The sequence below is a fragment of the Leucobacter sp. MMO-125 genome (assembly GCF_037148395.1).
Taxonomy (GTDB): Bacteria; Actinomycetota; Actinomycetes; order Actinomycetales; family Microbacteriaceae; genus Leucobacter.
On the sequence record NZ_JBBCTL010000004.1, the window covers coordinates 1 to 24,904 of the forward strand.

At 63.3% G+C, this 24,904-nt stretch carries 35 protein-coding genes, 1 tRNA gene and 1 pseudogene; 9 read left to right on the forward strand and 28 right to left on the reverse strand.

The genetic code is table 11. The features are described from left to right. The first annotated feature begins 138 nt into the window (after positions 1–138). From WFI54_RS10155 to WFI54_RS10165, 3 genes are all read left to right on the forward strand, one after another. Positions 139–831 (forward strand): SOS response-associated peptidase, encoded by a 693-nt coding sequence (locus tag WFI54_RS10155; RefSeq protein ID WP_336652680.1) that lies wholly within the window; start codon positions 139–141, stop codon positions 829–831. 111 nt (positions 832–942) lie between these two features. Next, positions 943–1,236 (forward strand): hypothetical protein, encoded by a 294-nt coding sequence (locus tag WFI54_RS10160; RefSeq protein ID WP_336652681.1) that lies wholly within the window; start codon positions 943–945, stop codon positions 1,234–1,236. Then, positions 1,233–1,571 carry a hypothetical protein gene (locus tag WFI54_RS10165; protein ID WP_336652682.1) on the forward strand — a complete coding sequence of 113 codons (339 nt, stop codon included), beginning with the start codon at positions 1,233–1,235 and terminating at the stop codon, positions 1,569–1,571. The genes WFI54_RS10160 and WFI54_RS10165 overlap by 4 nt, the downstream gene beginning before the upstream one ends. Here WFI54_RS10165 and WFI54_RS10170 read toward each other — a convergent pair. From WFI54_RS10170 to WFI54_RS12750, 22 genes and pseudogenes are all read right to left on the reverse strand, one after another. Beyond that, positions 1,552–1,914, reverse strand: a complete 363-nt coding sequence (locus tag WFI54_RS10170) for a hypothetical protein (RefSeq protein ID WP_336652683.1) — start codon at positions 1,912–1,914, stop codon at positions 1,552–1,554. The two genes, WFI54_RS10165 and WFI54_RS10170, sit on opposite strands and share 20 nt — an antisense overlap. Then, positions 1,904–2,284, reverse strand: a complete 381-nt coding sequence (locus WFI54_RS10175) for a hypothetical protein (protein WP_336652684.1) — start codon at positions 2,282–2,284, stop codon at positions 1,904–1,906. The genes WFI54_RS10170 and WFI54_RS10175 overlap by 11 nt, the downstream gene beginning before the upstream one ends. Before the next feature lie 78 nt (positions 2,285–2,362). Beyond that, on the reverse strand, positions 2,363–3,691 hold the full coding sequence (locus WFI54_RS10180; RefSeq protein WP_336652685.1) for a DNA cytosine methyltransferase: 1,329 nt from the start codon (positions 3,689–3,691) through the stop codon (positions 2,363–2,365). 142 nt (positions 3,692–3,833) lie between these two features. Beyond that, the gene (gene ssb, locus WFI54_RS10185) at positions 3,834–4,334 is read right to left on the reverse strand and encodes a single-stranded DNA-binding protein (protein ID WP_336652686.1); all 501 of its coding nucleotides are present in this window, start codon (positions 4,332–4,334) and stop codon (positions 3,834–3,836) included. After that, positions 4,334–4,735, reverse strand: a complete 402-nt coding sequence (locus WFI54_RS10190) for a beta-sandwich lipoprotein (RefSeq protein ID WP_336652687.1) — start codon at positions 4,733–4,735, stop codon at positions 4,334–4,336. The genes ssb and WFI54_RS10190 overlap by 1 nt, the downstream gene beginning before the upstream one ends. Further along, positions 4,732–5,199: a RusA family crossover junction endodeoxyribonuclease gene (locus WFI54_RS10195; RefSeq protein ID WP_336652688.1), complete on the reverse strand. Its 468-nt coding sequence runs from the start codon at positions 5,197–5,199 to the stop codon at positions 4,732–4,734. Before WFI54_RS10195 ends, WFI54_RS10190 begins: the two co-directional genes overlap by 4 nt. Further along, positions 5,196–5,552 (reverse strand): hypothetical protein, encoded by a 357-nt coding sequence (locus WFI54_RS10200; protein WP_336652689.1) that lies wholly within the window; start codon positions 5,550–5,552, stop codon positions 5,196–5,198. Before WFI54_RS10200 ends, WFI54_RS10195 begins: the two co-directional genes overlap by 4 nt. Continuing rightward, positions 5,549–6,295, reverse strand: a complete 747-nt coding sequence (locus WFI54_RS10205) for a hypothetical protein (RefSeq protein ID WP_336652690.1) — start codon at positions 6,293–6,295, stop codon at positions 5,549–5,551. Before WFI54_RS10205 ends, WFI54_RS10200 begins: the two co-directional genes overlap by 4 nt. Positions 6,296–6,456: 161 nt before the next feature. After that, a complete protein-coding gene (locus WFI54_RS10210) occupies positions 6,457–6,831 on the reverse strand; it encodes an HNH endonuclease (protein ID WP_336652691.1) in 375 nt (124 codons plus the stop codon). Beyond that, entirely contained in the window at positions 6,828–6,962 is a 135-nt protein-coding gene (locus WFI54_RS10215; protein WP_336652692.1) for a hypothetical protein, read from the reverse strand. The genes WFI54_RS10210 and WFI54_RS10215 overlap by 4 nt, the downstream gene beginning before the upstream one ends. A gap of 97 nt (positions 6,963–7,059) precedes the next feature. After that, positions 7,060–7,395, reverse strand: a complete 336-nt coding sequence (locus WFI54_RS10220; RefSeq protein ID WP_336652693.1) for a hypothetical protein — start codon at positions 7,393–7,395, stop codon at positions 7,060–7,062. Next, positions 7,367–8,272, reverse strand: coding sequence for a phage recombination protein Bet (bet, locus tag WFI54_RS10225; RefSeq protein ID WP_336652694.1), 906 nt, complete (start codon positions 8,270–8,272; stop codon positions 7,367–7,369). Before bet ends, WFI54_RS10220 begins: the two co-directional genes overlap by 29 nt. A 14-nt stretch (positions 8,273–8,286) precedes the next feature. Beyond that, positions 8,287–8,898: a YqaJ viral recombinase family protein gene (locus WFI54_RS10230; RefSeq protein WP_336652695.1), complete on the reverse strand. Its 612-nt coding sequence runs from the start codon at positions 8,896–8,898 to the stop codon at positions 8,287–8,289. Next, positions 8,895–10,163 (reverse strand): hypothetical protein, encoded by a 1,269-nt coding sequence (locus WFI54_RS10235; RefSeq protein WP_336652696.1) that lies wholly within the window; start codon positions 10,161–10,163, stop codon positions 8,895–8,897. The genes WFI54_RS10230 and WFI54_RS10235 overlap by 4 nt, the downstream gene beginning before the upstream one ends. Before the next feature lie 400 nt (positions 10,164–10,563). Further along, positions 10,564–11,139 carry a hypothetical protein gene (locus WFI54_RS10240; RefSeq protein ID WP_336652697.1) on the reverse strand — a complete coding sequence of 192 codons (576 nt, stop codon included), beginning with the start codon at positions 11,137–11,139 and terminating at the stop codon, positions 10,564–10,566. 218 nt (positions 11,140–11,357) lie between these two features. Then, a complete protein-coding gene (locus WFI54_RS10245; protein ID WP_336652698.1) occupies positions 11,358–11,522 on the reverse strand; it encodes a hypothetical protein in 165 nt (54 codons plus the stop codon). Positions 11,523–11,707: 185 nt separating this feature from the next. Then, entirely contained in the window at positions 11,708–12,121 is a 414-nt protein-coding gene (locus WFI54_RS10250) for a hypothetical protein (RefSeq protein ID WP_336652699.1), read from the reverse strand. Between the two features lie 412 nt (positions 12,122–12,533). Next, the gene (locus WFI54_RS10255) at positions 12,534–12,746 is read right to left on the reverse strand and encodes a hypothetical protein (protein WP_336652700.1); all 213 of its coding nucleotides are present in this window, start codon (positions 12,744–12,746) and stop codon (positions 12,534–12,536) included. Beyond that, complete coding sequence (locus tag WFI54_RS10260; protein WP_336652701.1) at positions 12,743–13,159, reverse strand: hypothetical protein; 417 nt, start codon at positions 13,157–13,159, stop codon at positions 12,743–12,745. The genes WFI54_RS10255 and WFI54_RS10260 overlap by 4 nt, the downstream gene beginning before the upstream one ends. Continuing rightward, positions 13,156–13,941 (reverse strand): BRO-N domain-containing protein, encoded by a 786-nt coding sequence (locus tag WFI54_RS10265; RefSeq protein ID WP_336652702.1) that lies wholly within the window; start codon positions 13,939–13,941, stop codon positions 13,156–13,158. Before WFI54_RS10265 ends, WFI54_RS10260 begins: the two co-directional genes overlap by 4 nt. Before the next feature lie 127 nt (positions 13,942–14,068). Next, entirely contained in the window at positions 14,069–14,329 is a 261-nt protein-coding gene (locus tag WFI54_RS10270) for a helix-turn-helix domain-containing protein (RefSeq protein ID WP_336652703.1), read from the reverse strand. Between the two features lie 92 nt (positions 14,330–14,421). Further along, a pseudogene (locus WFI54_RS12750) lies at positions 14,422–14,565 on the reverse strand (helix-turn-helix domain-containing protein); the annotation flags it as partial. A gap of 100 nt (positions 14,566–14,665) precedes the next feature. Between WFI54_RS12750 and WFI54_RS10280 the strand changes: the two are divergent. Genes WFI54_RS10280 through WFI54_RS10290 form a run of 3 tightly spaced genes read left to right on the forward strand, consistent with a single transcriptional unit; the run spans position 14,666 to position 16,907 of the window. Beyond that, positions 14,666–15,214, forward strand: coding sequence for a helix-turn-helix domain-containing protein (locus WFI54_RS10280; RefSeq protein WP_336652705.1), 549 nt, complete (start codon positions 14,666–14,668; stop codon positions 15,212–15,214). Next, complete coding sequence (locus WFI54_RS10285; RefSeq protein WP_336652706.1) at positions 15,214–15,669, forward strand: ImmA/IrrE family metallo-endopeptidase; 456 nt, start codon at positions 15,214–15,216, stop codon at positions 15,667–15,669. The genes WFI54_RS10280 and WFI54_RS10285 overlap by 1 nt, the downstream gene beginning before the upstream one ends. Further along, complete coding sequence (locus WFI54_RS10290; protein ID WP_336652707.1) at positions 15,669–16,907, forward strand: tyrosine-type recombinase/integrase; 1,239 nt, start codon at positions 15,669–15,671, stop codon at positions 16,905–16,907. The genes WFI54_RS10285 and WFI54_RS10290 overlap by 1 nt, the downstream gene beginning before the upstream one ends. Before the next feature lie 44 nt (positions 16,908–16,951). Here WFI54_RS10290 and WFI54_RS10295 read toward each other — a convergent pair. The 4 genes from WFI54_RS10295 to WFI54_RS10310 form a co-directional block, all read right to left on the reverse strand. Then, positions 16,952–17,027: transfer RNA gene (locus WFI54_RS10295), tRNA-Arg, on the reverse strand. Between the two features lie 92 nt (positions 17,028–17,119). After that, positions 17,120–17,824, reverse strand: a complete 705-nt coding sequence (locus WFI54_RS10300) for an NlpC/P60 family protein (protein WP_336652708.1) — start codon at positions 17,822–17,824, stop codon at positions 17,120–17,122. A gap of 187 nt (positions 17,825–18,011) precedes the next feature. Further along, positions 18,012–19,364: an NADP-specific glutamate dehydrogenase gene (gene gdhA, locus WFI54_RS10305; RefSeq protein WP_336652709.1), complete on the reverse strand. Its 1,353-nt coding sequence runs from the start codon at positions 19,362–19,364 to the stop codon at positions 18,012–18,014. 91 nt (positions 19,365–19,455) lie between these two features. Continuing rightward, on the reverse strand, positions 19,456–20,148 hold the full coding sequence (locus tag WFI54_RS10310) for a metal-dependent transcriptional regulator (RefSeq protein ID WP_336652710.1): 693 nt from the start codon (positions 20,146–20,148) through the stop codon (positions 19,456–19,458). A 159-nt stretch (positions 20,149–20,307) separates the two neighbouring features. Between WFI54_RS10310 and serC the strand changes: the two genes are divergently transcribed. Beyond that, a complete protein-coding gene (serC, locus tag WFI54_RS10315) occupies positions 20,308–21,426 on the forward strand; it encodes a phosphoserine transaminase (RefSeq protein WP_336652711.1) in 1,119 nt (372 codons plus the stop codon). A 105-nt stretch (positions 21,427–21,531) separates the two neighbouring features. Here serC and WFI54_RS10320 read toward each other — a convergent pair whose 3' ends face one another. Then, on the reverse strand, positions 21,532–22,164 hold the full coding sequence (locus tag WFI54_RS10320) for a DUF3027 domain-containing protein (RefSeq protein WP_336652712.1): 633 nt from the start codon (positions 22,162–22,164) through the stop codon (positions 21,532–21,534). After that, the gene (locus tag WFI54_RS10325) at positions 22,157–22,534 is read right to left on the reverse strand and encodes a cold-shock protein (RefSeq protein ID WP_336652713.1); all 378 of its coding nucleotides are present in this window, start codon (positions 22,532–22,534) and stop codon (positions 22,157–22,159) included. Before WFI54_RS10325 ends, WFI54_RS10320 begins: the two co-directional genes overlap by 8 nt. Before the next feature lie 132 nt (positions 22,535–22,666). Here WFI54_RS10325 and WFI54_RS10330 point away from each other — a divergent pair, with 132 nt between their 5' ends. Further along, positions 22,667–22,933, forward strand: a complete 267-nt coding sequence (locus WFI54_RS10330) for a hypothetical protein (RefSeq protein WP_336652714.1) — start codon at positions 22,667–22,669, stop codon at positions 22,931–22,933. Between the two features lie 14 nt (positions 22,934–22,947). Further along, a complete protein-coding gene (locus WFI54_RS10335) occupies positions 22,948–24,819 on the forward strand; it encodes a helicase-associated domain-containing protein (RefSeq protein ID WP_336652715.1) in 1,872 nt (623 codons plus the stop codon). Positions 24,820–24,904: the final 85 nt, after the last annotated feature.

A 24,904-nucleotide genomic window follows, 5' to 3' on the forward strand; every position in this document is an offset into this window, starting at 1 on the left:
TCTTTGCCGCTTCGGTGGGACTCTGATCTGATAGTTGAAGGCGATTAGGCAGACAGCACACTTACTTCTGCGCCCCCGCTGCTCTTCGGAGCGGCGGGGGCACTTTTCGTGCGCCTGCGGGGCGCGTAGCCTGGGCGCATGTGCGGGAGAGTCATCGTCGACTATGACGAGAACATGGACGTAGCGGGCGGCGGCGAGATAGCGGCGTGGATGCAGCAGCGTCCCGATGGTTACGCGCCGAGCTGGAACCTGAAACCCACCCAGGACATCCCCGTCGCGCTGACGGACCACAAGTCAGGCGAGAAGCAGCTGCGTTACGCCTATTGGAGTCTCGTACCCATCTGGTCGAAAGAACTCAAGACGAAGTTTCCCACCTTCAATGCGCGGTCTGAGACTGCAGCGGAGAAGGCGAGCTTCAAGGCGTCGGTGAAGAGCCGGCGCTGCATCATCCCAGTTACGGGCTTCTACGAGTGGACCGGCCCCAAGTCGAAACGAACACCGCACGCGATCTTCGGCCCGCGGCCAGTTCTCCCGATGGCTGGCCTGTACTCGTGGTGGCACGAGCCCGATGCCGGCGACAATGAGGGCTGGCATCTCACGGCGACGATCCTCACGCGCGCCTCAGCCGGAGTGATGCAATCGCTGCACGACCGCATGCCGGTCTTCATGGCAGACGAGCTCGTACGGGATTGGCTCGACCCCGAGACCGAGGGTGATCAGCTGCTCGTCGACGCGGTATCGGAGGCGTCGGTGCCGATCTCTGAGCAGCTGCGCGAGTGGGTGGTGCGCCCGCTGCGTGGTGACGGGCCAGAGCTGATCGAGCCGGCTTAGTCGCCGTCGTAGTTCTCGAGGTAGGCGTTCTGGCAATTCATCGATCGTCGCATAATTCACGACTCGCCTACTCGGCTTGCGAATCACGATCTCGCGCCTACAATCGAACATATGTTCGAAGCGGTGATCGGCCCCAAAATGCAGGTGAACGACGACACGGTCATGGTCTGGATGGAGCACGACCTGCCCGCACGCCTCGTCTACCGCCGCTCCAGGTGGCGGGTCATCGGCACCCCGACGCCGATCATCGAAGTGCCCGACGAGGAGATGCACCCGCTCATCACGCACCCCACAGCCCGCCGCACAGGCTGGCGCTGCACGGTGCAGTCCGCGTCGAGCAGCGAAGTGCGCACGCTCGCCCTGCGCCGTCACGCCGGCGAGTGGAGGGCAGAGGAGCCACGATGAAACGAGGCGACCTCTCACCGACCGCGGAGAGCGATATCGATCGGATGCTCGACCGGTGGAACGCGAAGAGCATCCCGCTCGGCCTCGCGAAGAGGCAAGCAGAGCGCACGGGGCTGCCGCACATGTGCGAACCCGTACCGGTCACGGTGTCGCTACAGATGATCCGTACCTGGGTCGATGACCAGGTGCTCGACGGCGAGGTCATCGCGTACACGTCGAAGGCAGTGCTCGTACGGATGGAGCTCCCGGGCTGGACGGGGCCTCAGGAGGTTTGGGTCTGGGCGAACGCCGTCGAGCGCAAGAGCCCGAAGAGGCCTAAGCCTGACGCACGCTGAGCATCTGCCACCCTGCGGGGATCAGCTTGCGTAGCTCGTCCATGGTCTCGGCCTCGATCTCGCCCGCGATGTCGCGCCCAAGCACCGGGAACGCGGCCAGGATCGCGTCGGCAAGCCAGACATCCTGCACCTTCGGGATTCCTTCCCTGCCGGGCATGTATTCGGTGATGAGCTGGAGCAGTCGTTCCCGCGCGTCTCCGTCCGGTACCGTGAGCGCTGAGATGGTGTCGGCAGCTTGCTCGATCAGGTCGGCTCCGGTGTGATGCACATGGACGCTCGCGCGCAGGGCGGTTGCGTACTCTCGCAGGTCCGCGATCCGTGCGCGGGTCTTCTCATCGGCCATGGTCAGTCTCCTCTCCGAGAATGGCGCGAGCAAGGTACAGGGCGAGGTCCACCGTCGCTGCGGCCTGCTCGCCATGAATCTGCGCGCCGAACAGGCCGCGCGCGAACCGCAACATGTCAAGCATCGGGTCCACCGTGCGAGACAGGGCGAGAATCGCATCGACGTGCGGCTTCGAATCTGTCGTGAAGATGCACCTATCGGTGGAAAGCCCCGGCCCCTCATACACATATATGTCGTAGTCGGGGTCGAACGGGTCGCGGATGGGCGCGGCCCAGAGGTCCAGCCCCGCCTCGTCGCGCATCTTTTCGAGCTTGCTGATCGCACGCTCCAGAGTCTCGGTCGCGGTCGGCGCGGTTCGTCTATTCGTCATGGTTTTCTCCTGTCAGGTCTTCGGGGGTGATATCGAGACGAGCAAGCACAGCCAGCTCGGCGGTAGTGAGTGGGCGTGTCATCCGGCGACCTCCGCAAATGCCAGATCCCAGGCATCACGCTCAGCCGGCGGCGCGAGCAGTGCTGCGAGGATCGCTTCGGCGAGCAGCGGCGGCACAGCGTTCCCTATCGCGAGGAACCGGGAGCCCTGATTCCCTGGCCACCGCATCGACGGCGGGAAGCTCTGCAGCGCAGCGGCTTCGAGGTAGGTGAGGCGCAGCGAGGTTCCCGACTGCTCCCCGTGCTCGTGGTGCTCACGCGCGGTAATGCGCGGGTCGCCCGCAATGGTTGTTGCCGGCGCGTCGAGCCATTCCCAGGCCGCGAGTTCCTGCCGGAACACGAACCCGCCCGGCTCCATCCCGCCGGCGTTCCCGCGGATCGTGAATGCTGGCTGATCGAGCGTTCGGCCTGGGCGGTCGCCGCGGCGCTCCACCATGCCGGCACCCATCGCCTTGCGAGCGACAAATCGAAATAGATCGGCTTGGCCCGTGATCGTCTGAGCGGGCGCATCGATGGAGCGGGAGTGATACTCAGTCATGCCGGGCGGGCGCTGATTGCCCCGCAGCACCCAGTCATCGCTATCCGTCCACCTGGCGAGCTTCGCGATGGGCTCGGCTCCGCCCGTCTCTGTCCCGCCACCTGTGATCGTGGGTGACGGGCGCGACGCAAGGCCGAAGCCGAGCGCCTCAGCCATCGACACCCACTTCTCCACACCCGGGTCAAGGCGGCCCGGATCGGTCGAGTAGTAGCGCGAGTGCGTTGGCACCGGCGGCTCCACTTTGCCGTCGAGGCGGGCCATGAGGATCGCCCGCTTCCTGGTCTGTGGCACCCCGTACTGCTCTGCGCGGAGGATGCCCGCCCACACCGAGTAGCCGATGCTTCGCAGCACGATCGCGTAGGCGTGCCAGACAGGTAGCACCTCGGGTACTTGCTCGAGCGCGACCAGGCGGGGGCGGTGCTGCCAGATGTGCGCGAGCGGGGTGAGGACGAGCGCTGTGCGTGGGTCGAGGGTTTCGGTCAACTGGTGCAGTGCGGCGGCATCCTCGAAGCGGCGCTCGAAGATCGCTTCGTGCACATCGTCGAGCGCTTTTCGGCCCTCACCTTTCCCGGCCATTGAGAAGGTTTGGCAGGGCGGGCTGGCGATGTACATTTCGTGCTCAGGCACCAGTTCGGAGTTGAAGAGTCCGGTCCACACGTCCCGGTAGACCGTCCGCATGCCGTTCGCTGAGCGCATGCGGATCGCGGACGGGGCGATCTCCACCCCATACTCACGAATCCCGAGACGTTCACACGCGACACCCCAGCCCAGGCCCGCGAAGTGGTCGACCGCGATGATCGGAGCGCTCATGCTGTACCGCCTCGGTGCGTGCGTGTTTTCACGTTGTCCTCCTGGTGGAATGAGGAGAGCGCCCCACTGATGCGATGGGGCGCTCTCTGGGTACGAAAATGCCCCGCTACTGGGCGGGGCTCGGTGATGTCAGCAGGTGCTTTCAGAAGGGCTGGTTGTCATCAAACCCACCCCCGAAATCTGCGTTCTGAGCAGAGTTCGTGTCACCGGATGACCATCCGCCCGTCTGGGGTGCTCCTGCCGTGGCAGGGCCTCCCTGAAAGCCGCCCTGACCGCGATCCTGTGTGCGGCTGACCTGAGCGGTGGCGAAACGCAGCGACGGGCCGACCTCTTCGACCTCAAGGTCGAGCGAGGTGCGCTGCTGCCCCTGGTTGTCGGTGTAGCTGCGCTGCGTGAGGCGGCCCTGCACGATGACGCGCATGCCCTTCGTGAGCGATGCCGCGATGTTGTCGGCGTATTCGCCGTACGCGCGACATCCCAGCCACAACGCTTCCCCATCGGACCAGTCGCCGGACTGCTTGTCGCGGACTCTCGGGGTGGATGCGATACGGAACGTGCACCACGACTTCCCCGACTGAGAAATGCGCGGTTCGGGATCGGCTACGAGGTTGCCGATTACGGTGATGAGCGGTTCGCCGGCCATCAGTTATCGCCCCCGCTTGTCTTCAGATCGATATCTGGGATGATCGCTTCCGGCTTGAACATGACCTTGTAGTGATAGGCGCTCACAGCCGATGTTTCGAGCTGCTCGATGAAGTAGGTGACGTTGTCGGAGAGTCCGAGGAAGTGCTTCTTGTACTCCCCGTCTGCGACCTTGCACGTCACTTCGAGCTGTGATTCATCCATGTCAGGTTCGATGGAGCACTTGCCTTCAATGCTGAGCAGGTAGGTGTCAGTGATTCCGTTGAGGAACACGATGCGCCGGTCCACTTTGAAGTAGTCCGATTCTCGCGAGATGTTGTGTGATGCCACGCTCGCGTCGCTACAAGCTGCGAGTCCGAGGACTGCTCCTACCGCAATGACTGCGGGGATGATTTTCTTCATTGGTTCTCCTTCTGGTTGATTCGGTCTGCGACCCGCTGCACAGCATCAGGCCGGAACGGGGTTACTTCTTCGGTTTCCATCACGAGCACCCGCACCCCAACCGGGTTGCCCGCATGCTCGTAACGCTTCACGGCGTGCAGGTCGACCACGCGGGAATCCTCCGCGAGCAGGCCGCCGTCTTTCATGCCGTCAAGGAGCGCCCGGGCGAGCTTGTCGACATCCGGTTTCACTCCGGGGAGCAGCCACCTCGGGCGCTGCGGTTTGGGCAGGTAGAACACCGCGAACACAACAACTGGGCAGTCGAATGACGCACCCGTGTCTGCTGCGGCTGCGACCTTTGCCCGCCACGGCTTCAGCTTTGTGGCGTTCGCGTCGCGAAGCCATGTCTTCCCGCCACCCTTCGCGACAGTTTTGGACCCCTGAGGGATCGGCAATCCCTCGACTGAGAATGCGACACCACTCATGCGGCCTCCCTTCGTTCTTTCATGAGGGCCGCGAGCTTTGCCCGCGCCTCGGCTAGTTCCCGGTCGCGGTCAGCGAGTTTGGCTTCCACGGACCTCCGCTTCTGGTGCGCGATCCGGTAGGCGGTCATGAGATCGCCGCCCGGCACCGCGCGCTCGCTCTGCCTAAGCCGCGCGAGCTCCGCCTCACGGCCCTCGGCCTCGGCCAGTAGCGCTGCGATCCACTCCGCTGCGATCTGCGCGAGCGTCCCCGGTGGCGTGTAGTGCAGACACGCACTGATCACATCAGCGTCGCGCTCACGTACTGCAGCCACGAACTCACGCAGCACCGGAAGATGCTCATCGACGACGGTCATGTGATCACCTCCGTGTCGATCCATTCCTGAATCTTCAGCGGGTCGTTCTTGATTGCGCGCTCGGTGTAGGCGTGGGGGTAGCGAACTGGTGCGGGTGACTGCTCCACGATCCACTTTGAGAGCCGCAGAGCAGCTGATTCGTCGATCACGGTGTCGCAGATTGTCTCTACCAACTCGGCGATGCGACGTGGATCGACTGGACGAGAGGTGGAGCTGTTTTCAAGTCCGTCAGTCTTGCTCGCGCGCGTTACATCAAGACTGACTGACTTAGTAAGTAATCTCTCTATCTCTAGCTCTGACTCTGACTCTGACTCTGGTTTCGTTTGGGTTCCGCTGGGTTCCGTCCGGTTCTGTTTCGAAACCCCCTGGGTTACTGCTGGGTTCCCCCTCGGTTTCCGAGGACGGCCACCCTTCGCCCCATTCTCACGAGCGATCCGGGCCAACTCCTCACGCTCCGCACGAGTCTGCTGATGCTCCGCATAATCCCTGATCACATAGCAACCAGCGTCATCTTTCACGAGCAGTGGGCGACTCGGATGCGACCCCAACAACGCTTCAAGATGCGCCAACGGCCACATGAACTCAGCATCCTCAGAAGCAAACACTCCGTCGTTGTCAGCGATACGCGCCTCACCCAACATCTCAATGAACGTCCACCGAACCTCTACTGGCAGGCGCGTGATCTTCGGGTGCCTATGAAAGTCCACCACGATCTGGGTGAACAGGCGCTTATCCTTCGCCAACGTCTTCCTCCTCTCTGTTTGGCGCTTCCCCTACAGCCCGCATCGCGACGGCCTCACGGCACGCCCATGCGAGATCGGGCATTCTGTTAGCGGTCGCGTAGTGCTCGGCGGCGAGGATGTCTGAGATGCGCCCGTTCCCGAACGCGATCTGGTACGCCTCCTCAAAACGGTTGCCCGCTCCTGCTTCCGTCGTCGTCAAGCCACCACACCTCCCCGTCTGGGTACTCGACCGGGGTTACTCGCGCCCGGATCGCTGTCTTCTCATGAGTGGAATCACCACGCACCCTGACCCCCCTGCGTTCGAGTTCGTCACGGTCAGCGTTGGATTCCTTGTAGCCGTTGCAGATCCCACACGCAGCGATCAGGTTCGAGGGCCGGTCGAGCACCCCCGACTTCGCTCCCCCGTGGCCTCGGTTCGCACGGTGGTCGGCACAGGTCGCGTCGCCCATGCAGTCGGGGGCGATGCGGAGAACGCAAAGGCCGCGGTCCCGTTCGAGAACCGCGGCCTTCGTCTTCGCAGGAATGCTCTTGCTCATGGCACCTCGCAGAGCTCGTGCCCGAACAGGGTCGCTTTCCCGCAGTGCACGCAGTGCGCGCGTCCCTCGGCGTGCCGGCACCCGCACTCGCCGCAGTCGATGATCCGCATGCCAGCCGGTGTCGTGGTCATGGGTTCTCCTTCCGGCAGGGGCAGGCAGACGAAAGGCTCGGGCTGTGATCAATCCAGCCCGAGCCAAAACAACGCTCACAACCAGGTTTCGGGTTCATCAGGAACCACCTCGATACGAGTTGTACGCTGCCGTGACAGCCTTGTTGATGTTCAACATCGAGAAGATCCGCGCCTGCAACGCCTTCGAGAGATCCTCAAGATGGTGGTACTCCGCTTTCAGATTCAGCCACGCCTCATATTCAGCACGGGACTCGACCTCGGCTTGAGCGCGCGCGTACGTGACGTTCTTCCCTGCGTCGATCCAGTGCGCCATGCGACTGTTCTTCTTCTGCGAGTAAGCGACCTCAGCCGCATACCGACGACTGTTCGTGTCTCTCAGTGCTTCAACGAGTGCGTCGAACAGGTCATTCGCTTCGCCGATCTTCTGTTCCATCTGTGCCGGGTTCGCCGGCTGGAACGTTCGCATCTGCTCCGCTCGCCGGGTCAGGTTGCTGTCCGTCATCGTCCACCTCCTCCGCATCGACCATGTTCTGCTCCTGCGCTTGCAGCACCCCAAGGCGTGCGGCACGCTTCACCCGCAGTTCGTCACTGCCGGCTCTTGCTTCTCGAATCCGTGCTGAGACATCCTCAAGCTCGTTGAGCGTTTCGCATGCTTCGATCAGCGCCGCCCAGTCAGTGCCGCTGTCGTCAACGACTTCGGCTTCGTCCTGCCGGGCGGACATCTCGTCGTCGGTGTACATGCCCGAGAGGTCTTGCGGGAACGCTTTGCGGAACGCGAGCGCTTCGGCACACTTGGCAAGCTGCCCCGGCCCCCGCTGCTTCCACATTGCAGTCAGATCACCCTTGCGGGTGTACTGGGCGTACTCATCCCACGTCGCAACACCAACCGCGGGCTTGTCCGGGTTCCAGTCGTGCCGGTACACGTTCACTCGGGCGGCGAGAGGGTGCTCGCCGTGCAGCGCCTTCACGAACACAGGAACCCATTCACCAGTCTGGGTCAGCCACTCCGCAGCGTCTTGCCCTGCATACTTCGATGAGCGTTCAGCAATGACTCGGAACCCATCGATAGCAGTCTGAATCGACCACTCCACGGTGCCGCCGCTCAGCCGGCCGATGCAGTAGATCTGCTTCGCAAGCGGGTCGAGCCCGGTTCGCTGGCACGTGTGCATGAACCGCGCCACAACTGGGCGAGGGGCGAGCTCCTTCTGCCCTTCCTTCGCGCCGTAGCTGTGTTTGAACACCAGACCTGACGCTTCGACAACAGCCTTCTCTTCGGCTGTCCATGCCGCCGCGTCTGATGACTTCGGCATAGTTGCTACCGCACTCAAAATGGAGCCTCCTCAAGTTCCTGTTTGGCCGCATCCAATGCGGCGATTACCTGCTCAGCAATAGGGATAATCAGCCCCATCGCAGCGATGATCTTCGGGTGATCACGCGGCACTTCCAGACGCGAGTACCCGCCTTCTCGTTCGACCCATTCGTCATGTTCACCTCGCACGAGCGTGAGCGTCCCGAACAGCACTCGCTCGGCTTCCGGGAAGCAGAACAGTTGCGCGGCGAGCTGCCGCCACTCCCCCGCATCCGGGTCCGGCTTGATGACACCGTGCCGTGTTTTGCACTCCGCAAGGGTGAACGGGTCACGGTCTGAGATACCGTCTGGCGTGCACGCGATCCGCTCATGCGTTGGTGAATGCACGAACGCTTTGTTCTCAGGCACCCCGAGATACGCGAGAATCATCGGCTCCCATCGGTGCCCCGATTGCGTGGTCTCGTTCCCGAAGAACGACTTCGGTCGGATCTTCGCGGCGACGTACTTCTCGATCGAGTTCGGGTTCGCGAACATCTTCATGTCCGATGCCCCGATGTAGGGGGCGCGAGCGCGCAGCCATTCCGAACGATCTTCTCCCGAGACAACGATGCGCTCGCGCCAACTCATGCCGCTTGCCCGTCGACCATCTCAACGAACGTCGCCACAAGCCCTCCCACGTCGGGGCGACCCCGCTCAATGATCACCGTGTATCCGCGCTCGGCAGCGATCTCATCGATCCTGGCAAGCGACCCTTCATCCATCAGGTCACCGTTCTTCACGATCACCAACCGAAGATCCGGCTGGCCAGCGGTGGCGATCGCGAACGCCGCCTCCTCACGCTGCCCGGTGTTGACCTGCGAGAACGGCACCCCGTCGAACAGCACACCCTCATCCGATACAGACAGTGCGGGGTGCGGGAAGGTGGCCTGCTTCAGCCCGTCCGCCTTGAGCTTCTGAATGTGCTTCACCAAGGCCGCAGCCTCTTCGTGATCCTTCCGCTTCGACTCGGCCTCTTCCTCGAGCGCACGGTAGATCTGCCCGAGCTGCACGTTCCGGTTCACCTCGTCCACGTTCGCGACCTGCGCTTCGAGCTCGGTCGTGGCAATGAGTGGCTGCTCAGCGGCCTTCTTTGCCTCTGTACGTGCCGCGCTCTCCTCGGCATACTGTTGCCGCAGTCGCTCGATCTGCGCTTCCAGATCGTTGATCTGGTCCGTGATCCTGTCCTGAGCTGCACTGTGCTGCTGCTCAGCCCGGACAGCCTGATCGATCCGCGCGTTGTGGGCCCGCGCTTCTTCGAGCCTCGCGACAAGATCAGCGGTCGACACGGGCGCATCCGGCGTACCAGGTGCGGGCCGTTCAGCGTTCGTCACTGCACCATCAGCGGCACGCGCAGCCTGCCCCTTCTTGAGCCGCTCATCCTCGGCGGCACGCTCTCGTGATTCGAGCTCATCGAGATCGAACGGCAGATCGACCGCCCGCAGCAGCATGTCCCTCTGCGGCTTCGGATCCAGAAGCAGGAAACGTGACGGATCGAAGATCAGCCCGCCTGTCAGGTTCGCGATTACCTCTGCCGGCTTCGCATGCTTCGCGCCGTCGAGCGCATGGACCGTCAGCACCGACTTCGGCTTTCCATCCTTGCCGCGCTTCCACTCTCGCGTGATCTTCACATCGAGTTCGGTGTCCGTGAATTCGGCCCGCGCCTCTTCCTCACCTTCGTGAATGGGGTGCGGGGTGAGCCGAATGCCACGGGCATCGAACAACTCCACGATGCCGTCGATAAAGCTCGACTTCCCGGCTGCGTTCTTACCCTGCACGATGACGGACCCACCATCGGTGGATACTTCCACCGTGCCGCGGATGCCCTTGTAGTTTTCGATCTTGAACGTCTGCATGATCTCTACGACCAGCCTCTCTGCCGATCCATCTCGGCGTCTCTGGAATTGGTTTGTGCCGCGTTCCACGCGGCGGCGTCCTGCTCTACGCCGCAGATGGGCTCCTGACCTTGGGATGCCGGCCACCCTGACGGGTCGTCGGGGCACCATCCGGTGTCTGGGTCGTACTCAAGATCACGGCCCCAAGGATCCTCACGCGGCTCCATCAGGTGTCTCCCTCTTGTGAATTGGGCGATCGCATGCGGGGTTCGATACTCCGCGCACGGGATGGTTGCCGCAGTTCCCGCAGCGCACCGACGGATGCGACTGGTCCACGTCGGATACAGTGAGGCCCCCACCGAGGTTGGTGGGGGCCGGGGTGCCGTAGTCGGTCGGCGCAGTCATGGCGTCGAGGTAAGCGTCACTCATCAGACACCTCCGGCCAGATACGGCGGGCATCGGTGATCTCGGTGGCGGTGAGTTCGTAAGGTTCCTCTTCCGCGTGATCCATGAACACGATGCCTTCTTCGGCGTACTCCATGACCTGAAGAGCAACCTCATCAAACGTGGGCCCGGTTGAAAGCTTTGCCACCCACACTTCGCCGGGCTTCGCTTCGTGCCACTGCTTCGGTTCAGGATGAGCAGCGAAGTAGGCGGCGGCGGCTTCAGAGAGCGCCGGGTTCGTCTCACGCCATGCCGCCTGACCTTCGTGACGCATGTGCAGTCTGCCGGTGCGATCGTCGAGAACGTTCACGGCACGAGCCCGGTTGCCCGGCTGGTGATTCTCGGCTTCGTAGACCGTCAGGTAGGCATTGAAACGCCATCGCCCGAGTTCCTGGTCGCGTTCGTGCTGAAAGAACTCACGCAGAGCTTGAACGTCACCGTCGTAGATATTTGTGCGGCAACCAAAGTCGGGCGCAACGGCTATGCCTTTCGCAACACCGGGCGCGGTGATCGGGACCACCTGCGTTCCGTTGCTTGCTGTGAACTTCTCCATCACTCCACCTCCTTGCAGCGTGCTTGGTGCGCGTCGTCCCACTCGATTGCAGGACCAAGCTCATCGGTCACATGTGCCCCGCACTTGTTGCAGGTGATCGTGACGCTCATTTCTCCTCCTTGAGTCCGACCCACACCATGAGTGCGGGCCCGTAGATACGAATGAGGGCCGCCACCAGTACCACCAGCAACGGCCCCAGAACCTCGTTCGGGATCACCTCAACCATCAGAGCCGCCCTTCACCGTGTCGAACATGGGACGCAGCATCTCGATCAACGCCGCACCCACCGTCGTGTTCTGATGCATCCGCCCGATCTCAAGCAAAGCCATGAACACATCCGCTTCACTGTCTGCCCTCACAACAGTCACGATCTCTCTTGCCATCACCGGCTCCTTCCTTCTTCCAAGTCGTTGTGCGGGGGATGCGCCCGTGGGACCTACCACGGCACGCTCGTCTGGGTCGCCGCATGCGCGGTTCACCCGTCGGCACTCCCCCGAGCACCGGCCCTCGCCAATCTGGGACTTCCGTGCTCGTGCGCCGATCCGCGAGCGCACGCACGAGCGGGCAGTCACCGCGTTTTGATCCATTCGAGGATCCCGAGCGACTTGAGTTCGGTGATCGTGAAAGCGTCACTAGTCGACGACTCTGCAAGCCTGATCAGGCGCTTGATCGCTACCTCGTTCTCGCTCTCCTGCTGTACAGGAGGCTTGGGGACCGTCTTGGCAGCCTCTACCGTCCACACTGGGTGTCGATAGTTGGTGCCGCTGTCGTTGATGCGCTTCGCGAACGCCTCGATCTCAATCTTGTCGTCTGTCAGATCGCGGACCGCTTGTCGCAGGTTCTTCTTCGCCCGCCCGATGCGAGCACGGTCTTTCTCCCATTCCGCGAGCGAGCTCTCATGACGCTGACGACTACGTTCCGCCTGCTCCTTCAATCTCGCCGCGAGCGCCTCAATTACTGCTTCCTTGCTGAAACCGGCCATGACAACCTGCCTTTCATCTCGTTGTTGTCGTGGCGGTCGGAGGTTCGAACTCCGTGACGCACCGGGTATCCCAGTCGTGCGCCAGCACCATGCACCGCCCGCGCTTCACCCCGCGCCGGTTCCCCCACAAAGGGGGGCCAAAAGACTCTGCCGCCGGGACATACCGGTCGGACTCTCATTCACCGCGCCACTACCGCCCCCACCACGAGACGGTCAACATGACCTGGATCCATATGTGCAGTTCCCTCTGGGGACCGGGCTCGTAGTAGAGCATCGGGATTTCGGGAAGCTGTTTGTAGTTGTGAGCCGTGAGGCCGTGCATTGCGCCCGACTCGAACGGGACTGGTGACCTGAAAACGGCAATGCTGTAGCTGTGCCAGGGTCGGAACCCCAGCGAGAGATGGGCGGGCGCCTAGACGACGCGGATGATGTCCATGCGGATGAGATCTTCAACAGTCAGATGCCGAAGAGACTTACGACGCCCACGCTGAGGACAAGCGACGCTCTCGAGATCGTCCTCGGAGATCACCCCTCCGCGAACCATCTGCTTCAGGGCCGCGTTCGAGCGACGGCGCTGCGCCTCGTCCACCTTGCGGATCTCCTCAATGAGATATGGCTGGTTCATGACGCCCCCTCCTCAGTCGCGCGGAGGGCATCGTTTACAGCGGCCAGCTCTTCGAGGACCCGTGCACGCTTATCCTTGAGCCACTTCGCTTTGCGCTGCGCGTTCGCTGCCGAGACTGTCATCCACTCAGGCGTGCACTCCACCAGCACTGCCCGCCCGCCCCAGTGGTTGATGATGTCGACGCGGCGCTGAGCTGCCGACCGTGACCGGAAGATCCGATCAGTGGAAGGCCAGAAGAACGGCTTGTACCCCTGCGGCCAGTACTCATTCTCCGGGGGCACGGTCCCCCACTTCTCGATGGCGTACTCACGCCACCCGGCGGGCTCCGAGAGCGGTTCCCCGTACATCTCGTAGTCGTAGTTCTCCTCGGCGTCGTGAACCCACTCGGCCTTGTACAGACGCTGCGCGCTCATGCTGCGATCTCCTTCTTGGGAAGTTCCAGGTGCCCGTGCTCACGGACATAGTTCTCGATGCGGGTCCAGGCGTACTCGACACCTTTCGGTGTGAGCTTCCCCGTTGCGTAGGCGTGACCGTTCTCGGCTGTGCCTTTGACCGTTGTGGACAGCCCGCGCCGCTCACCGGAAAGCGTGGCCTCACCCTGATCAGCGCGGTGCCCGACCACGAACATGTCGAGCTTGCGGCCCAGGAACTCCATGACCTGCGGCTGCTTGACCGCGAACCCTTCAGCGAGCGCCCACTTGATAATCTCCCTGGCGAACGCCTGCCGGCTGACGTTGCCCTTGCCAAGGTTGTGAGTTCGAGCCTGAGCAGCAAGCGGAGTCAGCGTCTCGATCTCCTGCGCCTGCTCCTGCACCTTGGCGTGCAGTTCACCCACAAGCTCAAGCGTGCGCTCCTCGAGCGACTTCGGAGCCGAGTAGCTGCCGGTGCGACGGATCTCCGGCAGCACCGTCTCGAACACCCAACGCTCGAACTGCTCAGCTGCGGGGAGGCGGGAAGAGACGATCATGCGGAGCACGTCTGCCTCGTTGATGACCCTGGCCTTCTGCGTTCCGCCTGCCGTCTGAAGGGGGTGGTGATTCGCCACCCCCTTGCAGTGGGCCTTGATCGCGTTCACGGGGTCCGCATATCCGAGGACCTGGGCTACGTCTCGGGCGACGAACCACGGCTCTCCGTCGATCGTCACCGTGCGGACCGCCCAGCCCTCGAAGTTGAAGCTCTGCTCTACCGCACTCACTTTGCGCCCTCCGATGGCTCGAGCTGCTCGCACTCCGAATGCATTGACTCGTCATACGGGCCAAGGTTGCTTCCGCAGCTCCTGCAAGGGCGAGAGGTGTTATTCTGGATTTGGGACATTGCTTCTCCTAGTTGTTGATGTTCTGGCCCGCTGTTACCGCAGCGGGCTTTCTCGTTCCGTACGTGTGCGCCTCGATAAAGGCGTTGATCGAAGATGCGGGGATCCTGCGCTTCGACTTCCCCTCGCCGAAGTTCGCGGTCACGAACGTCCCGTCCTTCAAGCGGTCATAAACCCAGTCCTGGGACATGCCCAAGAGTCGGGCGACCTCTGACACGGGGTAGTGCCGTTCAACCTCCCCCGGGCGGATGGGCATCTCTGCGCGTATCATCAGGCCACCTTCTTCTCTGCAGCTGCCTGAGTGGGATCCGCGATGAAGGCGCATAGGCGGCCAATAGTGTTGGCAACGTACTTCTCAGTCACGTTTTCCGCCTTGCCCGTTTCGACTTGAGAGAGGTATCCCGCCGAGCGGCCCGTCAAAGCCGCGGCTTCTGACAAGGTGAGGCCGGCAAGCTCTCTCACTGTGCGGATACTCATCCCCGCTGCAACTGCTGAATCATTCCTCATGGGGAAGAAACTACCAGAGTTCCTCACAGATAGAAACCACAACACTGTAATTCTTCCCCAAAGCTAGACTTGATTGGGGAACTTATGTAGTGTTAACCCCATGCACGAGAGCCAAAATGGGGAAGAACTCGAAACTCGGATCTTCGATGTCGATTCCATGACAGCAGAAGACCGAATGAAAGCTGGCGTGTTAGTCGGCCAGATCATTGACGCACGCAAGATCAAACGAATCGCCCTCGCTGAAGCAGCGAACGTCGACCGGAAGACCCTCCGAACGCTCGAGAGTGGCACGCGCGCACCTCAGCCTGAGGTTCTCAAGCGTGTTCTCGAAGCACTAGGGCTTCCGCAGAAGGGCGACTTCGACCTTCGCTACAGTGATCGCACGCGCGCCTTTATGGCTAGCGTCGCCCCGATCTTCGACCAACTCCCCGCAGAGGCAATGGATGACGCACAGAACGATGTCGTCGTGCTCCTAACAGGCAAACTTGCGCGGGCCACCCACAACAGCGGGGTAATCAGCCACATGGACAACTTCCGGCGTAGGAATGACAGTAGTGCCAGCGAAGATGAAAGTTCGACGGAAGAGAAGGCAGCAGCATTCGACGCGAATAAGATCAAGCGCCGTGACGACGATTCGGAGTTCTTCTAATGCTCAACCATCAGTTCTACGACATTCTGGATAACCTCGGGTACACCGTCGAGTACGCTGACCTGTCCGGCAGGGATCGCCTTGGTGAATGCATTCCGGCAAAGAAGCTAGTTCGACTCCATCATGACCTCACCGAGCGCGAACACCCATTTGTGCTCGGACACGAGACCTGGCACGCCATCAATGGCGATGAACCAACCATGTTCGGGTGCTTCGATGCCCGCATGGAACGACGTGCTGACGAGTGGTCTGCCTCGCGCTGCATCGATATGAATCGCTTTCGGGAGCTCGAGGAACAGTTCTCGGGCCACGTGCCGACGATTGCGTTCCACCTGGGCGTGCCGGACGAGGCTGTCAATGTCTACACGAGCATGCTACTCAGGCTTGGGGACGATCTGTTTATGGGCTCGAAGATGGGGGCCGGGCAATGGCGAATGAAAATTGAGGTTGCCTGATGGCCAAGGGGCGCGCCACAAACGGAGCGGGAAGCGTTTATAAGACCGAGAAGGGGTGGCGAGGCAGCATCCTTCTAAACGGTCGCCGCCGCTACGCATCAGGGAAGAACAAGACCGAGGTTACCGAGAAGCTTCGCCAGCTCAAGCGCCAGGCTGATGAAGGCTTTGTCCAGTCGGGCCGCTCCCCGAAGCTGAAGGATTGGATTGAGCATTGGCTCGATGCCACTGCCCCGCTCGCCGATCCTGCCGAGTCCAAGCGTGCCAAGCGCCACAGTTTCAAGACCGATGAAAATTACCGTGATGTGGTGCGCCTCTACTTGCCTGACTGGCTTGGGAACATCATGTTGTCGAAGCTCCTCCCCGACCATCTTGAGGACGCCTATAGCGATCTCGCGGCGAAGAAGCTTGCACAGTCCACGATCTACAAGCTGCACTCAGTGATACGCGCGAGCCTCACACTCGCTGTGAAGCGCGGACATGTCCCTCAGAACGCCGCGAAGAACCTCATCAGCCCACCGCAACCGACAGCTTCAAAGAAGATGGAGGCCTTCTCGCGCGCCGACCAGCGAGCTATACGGACTGCCCTCGTTGAGTCGCGGTCTCGCACACGATGGGAGATCGCTCTCACTCTCGGTGCCCGACCGGGCGAGGTCCTTGGGCTGGAGTGGCAGCACATGGACTTCGAGGAACGATCCATCCTGATTGAGCAACAGATCCAAATGATCGACGGGACACTTACCTTGGTCCCGTACACGAAGAACGCGACGAGCCGTCGCAAGATCCCGATGCCAGAGTTCATAGCTGTTCTGCTCCTAGAGCACCGTGAATCTCAGCTATTGGAGCGCGGTGCAGCCGGGGACAAGTGGGTGGACTGGAGCCCTGATGGTCGTGCGCACGCATTCGTGTTCACGTCGCGCGCCAAGCCTGGCCGGCCGATCACCCCTAGCGGTGATCGTACGCAGTGGAAGCGCATCCTAACGAGCGCCGGGCTTCCCGAGTCGGCCCCCTACCGTGCTCGACATACCGCTGCTTCGGAGATGATCGCTGCGGGGCTCGACCTGACCGTTATCGCTGAGATCCTCGGACACGCGAACACGACGATCCTGCAAGAGGTCTACGCTCACGCGATCGAGGAACGCAAGCTCGCTGCGGCGACAGTCCTGGATCTCGCCTTCGCGTCGACGCATTCAATTGATGCACTAATTGATGCACCAAACGAAAAAGAGCCCCGCACCTGAACGGGTGCAGAGCTCTTCTTCCCTGTGATATCAACGGAGTTGGGTGGTGCCCTGGAGAGGAATCGAACCTCCGACACCTTCTTTAGGAGAGAAGTGCTCTATCCACTGAGCTACCAAGGCGGGGCCCACAGGGCCTCTGCGAGTCTATCAGCCCGCAGACAGCACAGCGGGCGGGGTCGAAACCCCGCCCGCTGTGTGAAACTTCTTGACCTTTAGCCGAAGCGCACGACGCCGCTGGGGGCCCCATCGAGGAACGCGCTCGCAACCACGGTCTGGTTGCCCTGGAAGCCACCGTGCACGGCCTGACCGTTGCCGATGTAGACCGCCACGTGGCGACCCGACCAGATCAGCACATCGCCGGGGGCGTAGTCGCCGCTGGTAACGAGGGTGCCGCCGAGGCCCGTGTATTCGCCAATCTGCGTGCCGAGGTCACCAGCGGGGATGCCGACGGCGCGCAGCGACTTCTCGACCAGGGCGGTGCAGTCCTGCATCACGCCGAGCTGGGCGAGGGCCGCGTTCACGATGCCCTGAGCGCCGACACCCGCGGGGATGTCCTTACCCGAGAACGACGATGACGTCTGAGTCTTGAGCTCCTCAGCACGCTTGGCAGCCTCCTCGGCTTCCTTCTGCTGACGTTCCTGCTCAAGAGCCTCGGTCGACACGGCACCGTCAGGAGCGGCGATCGGCACGATCGCCTCCTCAACGACGGGCGTCTCGAGGCTCTGCGCTGCGGCAAAGCCATCAGGCAGGCCCTGCGACTCGGGTGCGGTCGCATAGGCAGGAAGGCTGAAAGTGCCGACCAGTCCGAAGCTGAGTGCCGCAGCACCCGCCATCTGTGCGATTCGCTTTGCCTTCTTTGCGGTCGGCTGGGCGGCGTCACCGGAGGCTACGAGCTCCGTGCTGGGATTCTGTGTCACGAGATTATCTGCCTAACGTTGCTTTGCGGTGTCTCTGCGTGAGAAACGGCCCTTTCGAGCCGCGACCGTTTAAGAGTAACTGAAGATCACGGGAATGTCACGCTCAGGTCACGAAACCCTCAACCTCCCTTGAAACTTCAAGGATCATTGGGTTTCTCGGGCGAAAAACTCTCTCGACGCCGAGAGATCAGATGACGCCCTGTTCGAGCATCGCCTGGGCAACGGTCACAAAACCCGCCGAGTTCGCCCCGAGCACATAGTCACCGGGGCGACCGTAGCGTTCAGAGGCTTCATACGCCGCGGCGTGCACATCGCGCATAATGTCGTGCAGTCGCGACTCGCTCTTGTCGCGATCCCAACGCGAACGCGCGGCGTTCTGACTCATCTCGAGCGCAGACGTCGCCACACCACCCGCATTTGCGGCCTTCCCCGGCGCGAACAGCACGCCCGCCTGCTGGAAGAGTTCAACCGCGCCCGGCGTGGTAGGCATGTTCGCTCCCTCCGCCACGGCGCGCACGCCGCCCGCGATGAGTGCGCGTGCGTGATCCTCATGCAATTCGTTCTGCGTGGCGCACGGCATTGCGATCTCCGCAGGCACATCCCACACCGAACCGGTGGCCACGAATCGCGCCCCTGGCCGACGCGCCGCGTACTCCGAAATGCGGGCGCGTTCAACGCCCTTCACCTGCTTCAGCAAGTCGACGTCGATGCCGTGCTCATCGACCACATAACCGCTGGAGTCGGATGCGGTGATGGCCTTGCCGCCCAGCTGCTGAATCTTCTCGATCGCATAGGTCGCCACATTGCCCGAGCCCGAGACCACGGCCCGCCGGCCCTCAATCCCTTCGCCAGCGCGCAGCAGCATTTCCTCAGCGAAGAACACCGCACCGTAGCCGGTAGCCTCGGTGCGCACCTCAGCACCACCCCAGCCCACACCCTTGCCCGTCAGCACGCCGGCTTCATAGCGCTGAGTGATCCGACGGTACTGGCCGAACAGGAAGCCGATCTCGCGTGCACCCACGCCGATGTCGCCCGCAGGGATATCGGTGTGCTCACCGATGTGGTGCACCAGCTCAGTCATGAAGCTCTGGCAGAACCGCATCACCTCGGCGTCGCTCTTGCCACTGGGGTCGAAGTCGGATCCGCCCTTGCCGCCGCCGATCCGCTGCGAGGTAAGCGCGTTCTTGAAGATCTGCTCGAACCCGAGAAACTTCACCACTGAAAGATTCACGGAGGGATGAAAACGCAGACCGCCCTTATACGGCCCCAGCGCAGAATTGAACTGCACGCGGAAGCCGCGATTGACGCGCACGAACCCCGCATCATCAGTCCACGGCACCCGGAAGATCAGTTGCCGCTCCGGTTCGACGAGTCTGTCGAGAATGCCAGCCTCGATGAAGTCGGGGTGCTCTGCGAGCACCGGGGTGAGGGTGTCGAGCACCTCATGGACGGCCTGCAGAAACTCTGGCTCTGCAGGGCTGCGATGCTTGACAGTCTCGGTGACGGCGCGGATATGCGCCTCGGGGGTGGGCAGCGTCAACGTGGACTCCTCGGTCTATCAGCTCCATTGCGAACAGGAGCGGTGCACTCCCGTCTGTTACCTGTGTCCGCCCGCTTGCACGGGCACGCCTCTACACCGAGACGAAAATGTGGGCCGCGATTTCGAACGGCAGATCGATCGCCTCATCGGATGCATCGGCTTCGATGTGCACCATGTCTCCGCGGCGCGTGAACGTTGCCGAACGGCCGGGCACCACGCCCGCCGCCGCGAGCTGTTCGAGCAGTTCGGGGTCGACCTGCATGGGTTCGGCGAGGCGCTTGATGTTGGCGGTCACGGATCGGTCGTGCTCGATGAGCAGCTCGCCGAGCCCGGTGACACCTGTCTGGAACGAGCCGGTGCGCGTGCCGCCGAGCTCTTCGAGGCCGGGGATCGGATTGCCGTACGGTGACTCGGTGGGTCGACCGAGAATGTCGAGGAGTTTGCGTTCAACGCGCTCGCTCATGACGTGCTCCCAGCGGCAGGCCTCCTCGTGCACGTATTCCCACTCGAGCCCGATGACATCGGCGAGCAGCCGTTCGGCGAGGCGGTGCTTGCGCATGACGTGCACCGACTTCATGCGACCCTCGGCCGTCAGTTCGAGTCGGCGATCATCGGTGACGATGACAAGACCGTCGCGCTCCATGCGTCCCACCGTTTGGGATACCGTCGGCCCGGAATGCCCGAGACGCTCTGAGATGCGCGCACGCAGCGGCACGATCCCCTCTTCCTCGAGCTCGAGGATGGTGCGGAGATACATCTCGGTCGTATCGATGAGATCAGTCATCGCCGTCCTCTCAGCACGTCGAAGTTGCTCCCACGGCGCCCGGCGCCGGGAATACCCAGCCTAGAGCATTGGGGGTGTCGGTTTCCGCGCTGCGAGCGAAGGCGCTGAGCTCGGGGGCCCGGTGCATGAGTGTCCGAGGCCGTCGATAAGATATGAGGCATGGCCGACATCACGATCCCCTCCGACCTTCTTCCCGCCGATGGCCGCTTCGGCTGCGGGCCTTCCAAGGTGCGCGACGAGCAGCTCAGCTTTCTCGCTTCGCTGCAGCCCGGGGTGCTCGGCACCTCGCACCGTCAGGCACCCGTGAAGGATCTGGTGGGCAGCGTTCGCTCGGGTCTCGCCGAGCTCTTCCGCGCCCCCGAGGGGTACGAGATTCTGCTCGCCAACGGCGGCGCAACGACGTTCTGGGATTCCGCAGTGCACTCGCTCATCGAGCGTCGGAGCCAGCACCTCACCTTCGGCGAGTTCGGTGCGAAGTTCGCGAAGGCCGCTGCTGCGGCTCCGTTCCTCGATGAGCCCGATGTGCGCAGCGCAGATGCGGGCTCGCGTTCCCAGCTCGCGGCTGTCGAGGGCGTCGATGTCTACGCCTACCCCCACAACGAGACTTCTACGGGTGTGATGGCTCCGGTGCAGCGCGCGGCCGGCGATGCTGGGGCGCTCACCGTCGTCGACGCGACGAGCGGTGCCGGTGGCATCGACTTCGATTCGAAGGAGGTCGACGTCTACTACTTCTCCCCGCAGAAGAACTTTGCCTCGGATGGCGGCCTGTGGTTCGCACTCGTCTCGCCGGCAGCGATCGAGCGTATCGAGCGCGTCACCGCCTCGGGCCGCTACATTCCCGAGACCCTGAATCTGGCCGGTGCGATCGAGAACTCCCGCAAGAACCAGACGCTCAACACGCCGGCGCTCGCAACCCTCGGGCTCATGGATGAGCAGGTGCGGTGGATCAACGCGCAGGGCGGCCTTTCCTGGGCGGCGGATCGCACCCGCGAGTCGTCCCAGGTGCTCTACGACTGGGCCGAGCGCTCCGCGGTCGCCACGCCGTTCGTCGCAGACCCCGACCATCGCTCGCAGGTGGTCGTCACCATCGACTTCGACGAGTCCATCGACGCCGCCGCGATCTCGCAGGCGCTGCGCGCCAACGGCATCGTCGACACCGAGCCCTACCGCAAGCTCGGCCGCAACCAGTTGCGCGTCGCCACCTTCACCGCGATCGAGCCAGACGATGTGCGCAAGCTGACCGGCGCGATCGACTACGTGCTCGAGCGCCTCGGCTGACTCGCCCGGTGCTGGGCCGTCTTCGAGCGAGACGGCCCAGCACCGGCCCAACACACGCAAGAACCCTCCGATCACACGATCGGAGGGTTCTTGCGTTGGGGAGGGCTACTCCTCTTCTGAGCGGTCCCGCCCAGTCGAGACGTCACCATCGGCGTCATCCGCCTCGTCGTCGGCTTCATCGTCAGCGTCATCGGCGTCGTCGAACAGTTCGCTCTCGTCGACGTCGTCTTCGCGATCCTCGTCGAAGTCATCGTCGTCCGAATCGTCATCTTCCGAATCGTCTTCGATGTCGACCCCGTCGAGTTCATCGTCGAAGTCGCTGAAGTCGTTGTCGAGGATGTCGGATTCGGCGTCTTCGTCGTCGAGTTCAGCTGCGGCCTCTTCGGCGGCAGCAGCCTCTTCGGCGGCCTGCTTCGCCTGCGTCTCACGGTACTGCGCCAGTCGCACCGACCACGGCACCCACTCGGGCGCCACGACCGAACCCTCACTGGGCAGCAGTTCGACCTCGAGCACGTTCACCGGCGATTCTTCGTCGACGCGGGCAAGTGTGGCCGCCCAGCGCCAGCCGGGGTAACCGGCCAGGCTGCACTCGAAGAAGAGAGTGAGAACGTGGTCCTCGTGCACTTCGTGGCCGGCCTCGGCACCGATCGACCCCGGATCGGCGATCTCGGCAAGCGCCTCTCGCGCCTGCGCGCGAGCGGCAAGCAGCACCGGGTCTGCGGTCGCGGGCTCAGACATCGAAGTCATCCGCGACGTGACGCAGCACCGTGGCAACCTTGCGCGATTGGGCGCGCTCGGGGTACTGCCCGTTCTTGAGCCTGCCGCCGATCCCGTCGAGCATCTTCACCAGATCTTCGAGAATAATCGCGAGCTCATCAGCGGATTTGCGAGATCGCTTGGCGAGCCGCGGGGTCTCGAGCACGCGCACTGAGAGCGCCTGAGGCCCCTTGCGCCCATCGGCGACGCTGTACTCCAGCCGGGTGCCTGCCTGCACATCGGCACCGTCAGGGATCACCGACGCGTGCAGATACACCTGCGCTCCGTCATCCCCCTGGATGAACCCGAAGCCCTTCGCCTCGTCATAGAACCTGACCTTGCCGTTCGGCATGCCTCGTTCCTTTCCTGTCCGGCGGATCTTCCGCGCAATGAGGGCCGAGCGCCGAGCGCTCGCATACCCGACCAAGTCTATCCGTCAGAGCTTCGCGTCACACGCAGCGCTTCCCGCGATAAAATGGAGCGGATGTCCACAGAACCCAGCAATCCGTCGCTTCTCGAGCGCATTCTTGCGTATGCCTCGCTTTCCATCATCGCGGTGGCACTCTTGTCCTTCTTCGTCACGCTCATTGTGGGGATGAATGATCGCTACGCCATGGCCGAGGGGTTGTGGCCCTTCGTGTATGGGTTCTCGCTGTTCGGCCTGCCGGTCGGCTTCGTGCTATTGATCCTGCTGCTGATCCTGAGTCAGCGGCGTCGCCGCGCCGAGTTCCGGCGCGAGAACGAGCGCTGAGCGATACTCGCACGATGAGCGGCACCCTCGCGCTCGCCTCCGCCGTAGCGGGGATGGATCGCGCCGAGCTTGATCGGCTCGTGCGCAGCAGGCGCGTGCAGTCGCCGGCCGCGGTGCTCGATCCGATCGGTCTTGCAACCGAGCTGCTGCGGCCTGAATCAGTGGCGCGCACACTATCGAGGCTTGATCGGAGCAGCCTCGCCGCATTGTTGGATGCGGATCACGCTGCTCCGTCGACGCTCGACGCGCTTGCCGCGCTGGGGCTTTTCGGCCACGACGAACGCAGCAGCGAGGCTCAGCACGGTGACCGGGTGCCTCTGCCCGAGGTCGAAGCGGTGCTGCACGACGCGCTCGCGGCCGCGGGTATCGACCCCGCTGACGTGCAGCGCAGCGAGGATCGGATCTCGGGTTCGAATGTGGATCCCTCACTCGCATCAGATCCCGCCGTTTCCTGGTTCGCGACAGGGCTCACCGCTGTTGCGCAGGCGGCCGAATGCCTGCGTGTGCTCGGCGAACGCCCTGGGCGCCTCAATCGCAACGGCACAGTCGCCGTGTCGACGGTGCGCGCGCTTGCGGAGGCGACGCGCATCGACGCAGATCAGACGGCCCGCACACTGACTGCACTCGACAGGGCAGGGCTCATCAGCACCGTTGCTGCAGAGGCTGTGCTGGTTCCGTCAGCCGATTCGGTCGCGTGGCTGCTGAGCCCGTCCGCCCCACGCTGGCTCACCCTCGCAGAGGCCACGCTCGACGCGATGAGCCGAGAACTGCGCATCACGCTGCTGCACGGCGATCCTTCCGACCTCGCCGTTGCAGTCAACACGCTGTCGCATCGCTTCCCGCTGCTGCCAGACGCCGAGTTCGCGGCGGCGCGATCCTTCGCCCTCGACGCCGAGCATCTGGGGCTCACTGTGCGGGGCAGGCTCAGCGAGGCGGCTCGGCAGCTGCTCGCCGGAGATCTGGCGGCGGCGAGCGCGCACGTCGACCACGTCTTCCCACCCCCATCGCCGGGGGTCTATGTGCAACCCGACCTCAGCGTTGTCGTGCCCGGCCCGCTCTCCCCCGACGATGAGAGCGTGCTGGCCTCGCTCACCGCGCCCGAGCATGTGGGGGTGGCCTCCACCCGTCGCGTCACGGAGGCCTCCGTCTCAGCGGGCCTCGAGCGCGGGCTCTCAGCGCCAGAAGCACGCGCCGCCTTCGAGCGGCTCTCACTCACCGGGATTCCGCAACCGCTCGACTATCTGCTGAGCTCACTTGCCGAGCGCCTCGGCAACATCGTCGTCGAGGAGCACCACGGTGACGACTGCCGCACGCGGATCACCGTGGCCCGGCCAGAGCTCGCCGAGACGCTGCTCGTCGATCGCGCCCTGCAACACCTGCAGCTGCGACGCGCCGCCAGCACCAGCACCAGCACCAGCACCAGCACCACGCTCCTCTCCCGGCTGCGCATCGACCACGTGCTCGCCGCGCTCGCCGACGCCCGCTACCCTGCAACCGCCCGTCGACCCGCACCCTCGGACGGCGCTCCGGGATCCGCCGCCCCTGTCAACGCGGCGAGCGCAGCAACCGCAAGCACAACGCGCCCCCCGAGCAACCCCGGCACCGCACCGGATGCGCAAGCACACGATCTCCTCACGGCACTCGTCGACCGCGTGTTCACCGCGGCCCGCTCCGAACCGGGATCGGGCGACTTCACACGGCGGCTCGAACTTGCAATCAGAGACCGCAGCCCGGTGCGCGTCACAGCGGAGGCGCGCGGCGAAAGCCGCACCTTCACCCTGCTGCCCGTGTCGGTGAATGCCGGCAGGCTGCGGGCCAGCGACCAGGCCGCCGGTGTCGAACGCACCCTGCCGATCAACACGATCACCGCCGTCGACCCCGTCTGACACGCGCCCCGCAGCTCACCTGCACCGCGCTGCAGGATCCGCGCAGAACACCCTCCCGCGACCACCGCAGACACCATCCACCGGG

Coding starts and splice junctions, on each gene's coding strand:
- WFI54_RS10325 (WP_336652713.1), bottom strand. CDS start 22,534: ATGCCGAACGGCAAGGTCAGGTTCTATGACGAGGCGAAGGGCTTCGGG.
- WFI54_RS10255 (WP_336652700.1), bottom strand. CDS start 12,746: ATGAACCAGCCATATCTCATTGAGGAGATCCGCAAGGTGGACGAGGCG.
- bet (WP_336652694.1), bottom strand. CDS start 8,272: ATGCCGAAGTCATCAGACGCGGCGGCATGGACAGCCGAAGAGAAGGCT.
- WFI54_RS10235 (WP_336652696.1), bottom strand. CDS start 10,163: ATGCAGACGTTCAAGATCGAAAACTACAAGGGCATCCGCGGCACGGTG.
- WFI54_RS10230 (WP_336652695.1), bottom strand. CDS start 8,898: ATGAGTTGGCGCGAGCGCATCGTTGTCTCGGGAGAAGATCGTTCGGAA.
- WFI54_RS10180 (WP_336652685.1), bottom strand. CDS start 3,691: ATGAGCGCTCCGATCATCGCGGTCGACCACTTCGCGGGCCTGGGCTGG.
- WFI54_RS10320 (WP_336652712.1), bottom strand. CDS start 22,164: ATGTCTGAGCCCGCGACCGCAGACCCGGTGCTGCTTGCCGCTCGCGCG.
- WFI54_RS10290 (WP_336652707.1), top strand. CDS start 15,669: ATGGCCAAGGGGCGCGCCACAAACGGAGCGGGAAGCGTTTATAAGACC.
- WFI54_RS10155 (WP_336652680.1), top strand. CDS start 139: ATGTGCGGGAGAGTCATCGTCGACTATGACGAGAACATGGACGTAGCG.
- WFI54_RS10190 (WP_336652687.1), bottom strand. CDS start 4,735: ATGAAGAAAATCATCCCCGCAGTCATTGCGGTAGGAGCAGTCCTCGGA.
- WFI54_RS10285 (WP_336652706.1), top strand. CDS start 15,214: ATGCTCAACCATCAGTTCTACGACATTCTGGATAACCTCGGGTACACC.
- WFI54_RS10310 (WP_336652710.1), bottom strand. CDS start 20,148: ATGACTGATCTCATCGATACGACCGAGATGTATCTCCGCACCATCCTC.
- WFI54_RS10160 (WP_336652681.1), top strand. CDS start 943: ATGTTCGAAGCGGTGATCGGCCCCAAAATGCAGGTGAACGACGACACG.
- WFI54_RS10280 (WP_336652705.1), top strand. CDS start 14,666: ATGCACGAGAGCCAAAATGGGGAAGAACTCGAAACTCGGATCTTCGAT.
- WFI54_RS10175 (WP_336652684.1), bottom strand. CDS start 2,284: ATGACGAATAGACGAACCGCGCCGACCGCGACCGAGACTCTGGAGCGT.
- WFI54_RS10270 (WP_336652703.1), bottom strand. CDS start 14,329: ATGATACGCGCAGAGATGCCCATCCGCCCGGGGGAGGTTGAACGGCAC.
- WFI54_RS10250 (WP_336652699.1), bottom strand. CDS start 12,121: ATGGCCGGTTTCAGCAAGGAAGCAGTAATTGAGGCGCTCGCGGCGAGA.
- WFI54_RS10245 (WP_336652698.1), bottom strand. CDS start 11,522: ATGGCAAGAGAGATCGTGACTGTTGTGAGGGCAGACAGTGAAGCGGAT.
- WFI54_RS10170 (WP_336652683.1), bottom strand. CDS start 1,914: ATGGCCGATGAGAAGACCCGCGCACGGATCGCGGACCTGCGAGAGTAC.
- WFI54_RS10195 (WP_336652688.1), bottom strand. CDS start 5,199: ATGAGTGGTGTCGCATTCTCAGTCGAGGGATTGCCGATCCCTCAGGGG.
- WFI54_RS10200 (WP_336652689.1), bottom strand. CDS start 5,552: ATGACCGTCGTCGATGAGCATCTTCCGGTGCTGCGTGAGTTCGTGGCT.
- WFI54_RS10215 (WP_336652692.1), bottom strand. CDS start 6,962: ATGACCACGACACCGGCTGGCATGCGGATCATCGACTGCGGCGAGTGC.
- WFI54_RS10330 (WP_336652714.1), top strand. CDS start 22,667: ATGTCCACAGAACCCAGCAATCCGTCGCTTCTCGAGCGCATTCTTGCG.
- WFI54_RS10220 (WP_336652693.1), bottom strand. CDS start 7,395: ATGGAACAGAAGATCGGCGAAGCGAATGACCTGTTCGACGCACTCGTT.
- serC (WP_336652711.1), top strand. CDS start 20,308: ATGGCCGACATCACGATCCCCTCCGACCTTCTTCCCGCCGATGGCCGC.
- ssb (WP_336652686.1), bottom strand. CDS start 4,334: ATGGCCGGCGAACCGCTCATCACCGTAATCGGCAACCTCGTAGCCGAT.
- WFI54_RS10210 (WP_336652691.1), bottom strand. CDS start 6,831: ATGAGCAAGAGCATTCCTGCGAAGACGAAGGCCGCGGTTCTCGAACGG.
- WFI54_RS10240 (WP_336652697.1), bottom strand. CDS start 11,139: ATGGAGAAGTTCACAGCAAGCAACGGAACGCAGGTGGTCCCGATCACC.
- WFI54_RS10165 (WP_336652682.1), top strand. CDS start 1,233: ATGAAACGAGGCGACCTCTCACCGACCGCGGAGAGCGATATCGATCGG.
- WFI54_RS10335 (WP_336652715.1), top strand. CDS start 22,948: ATGAGCGGCACCCTCGCGCTCGCCTCCGCCGTAGCGGGGATGGATCGC.
- WFI54_RS10260 (WP_336652701.1), bottom strand. CDS start 13,159: ATGAGCGCGCAGCGTCTGTACAAGGCCGAGTGGGTTCACGACGCCGAG.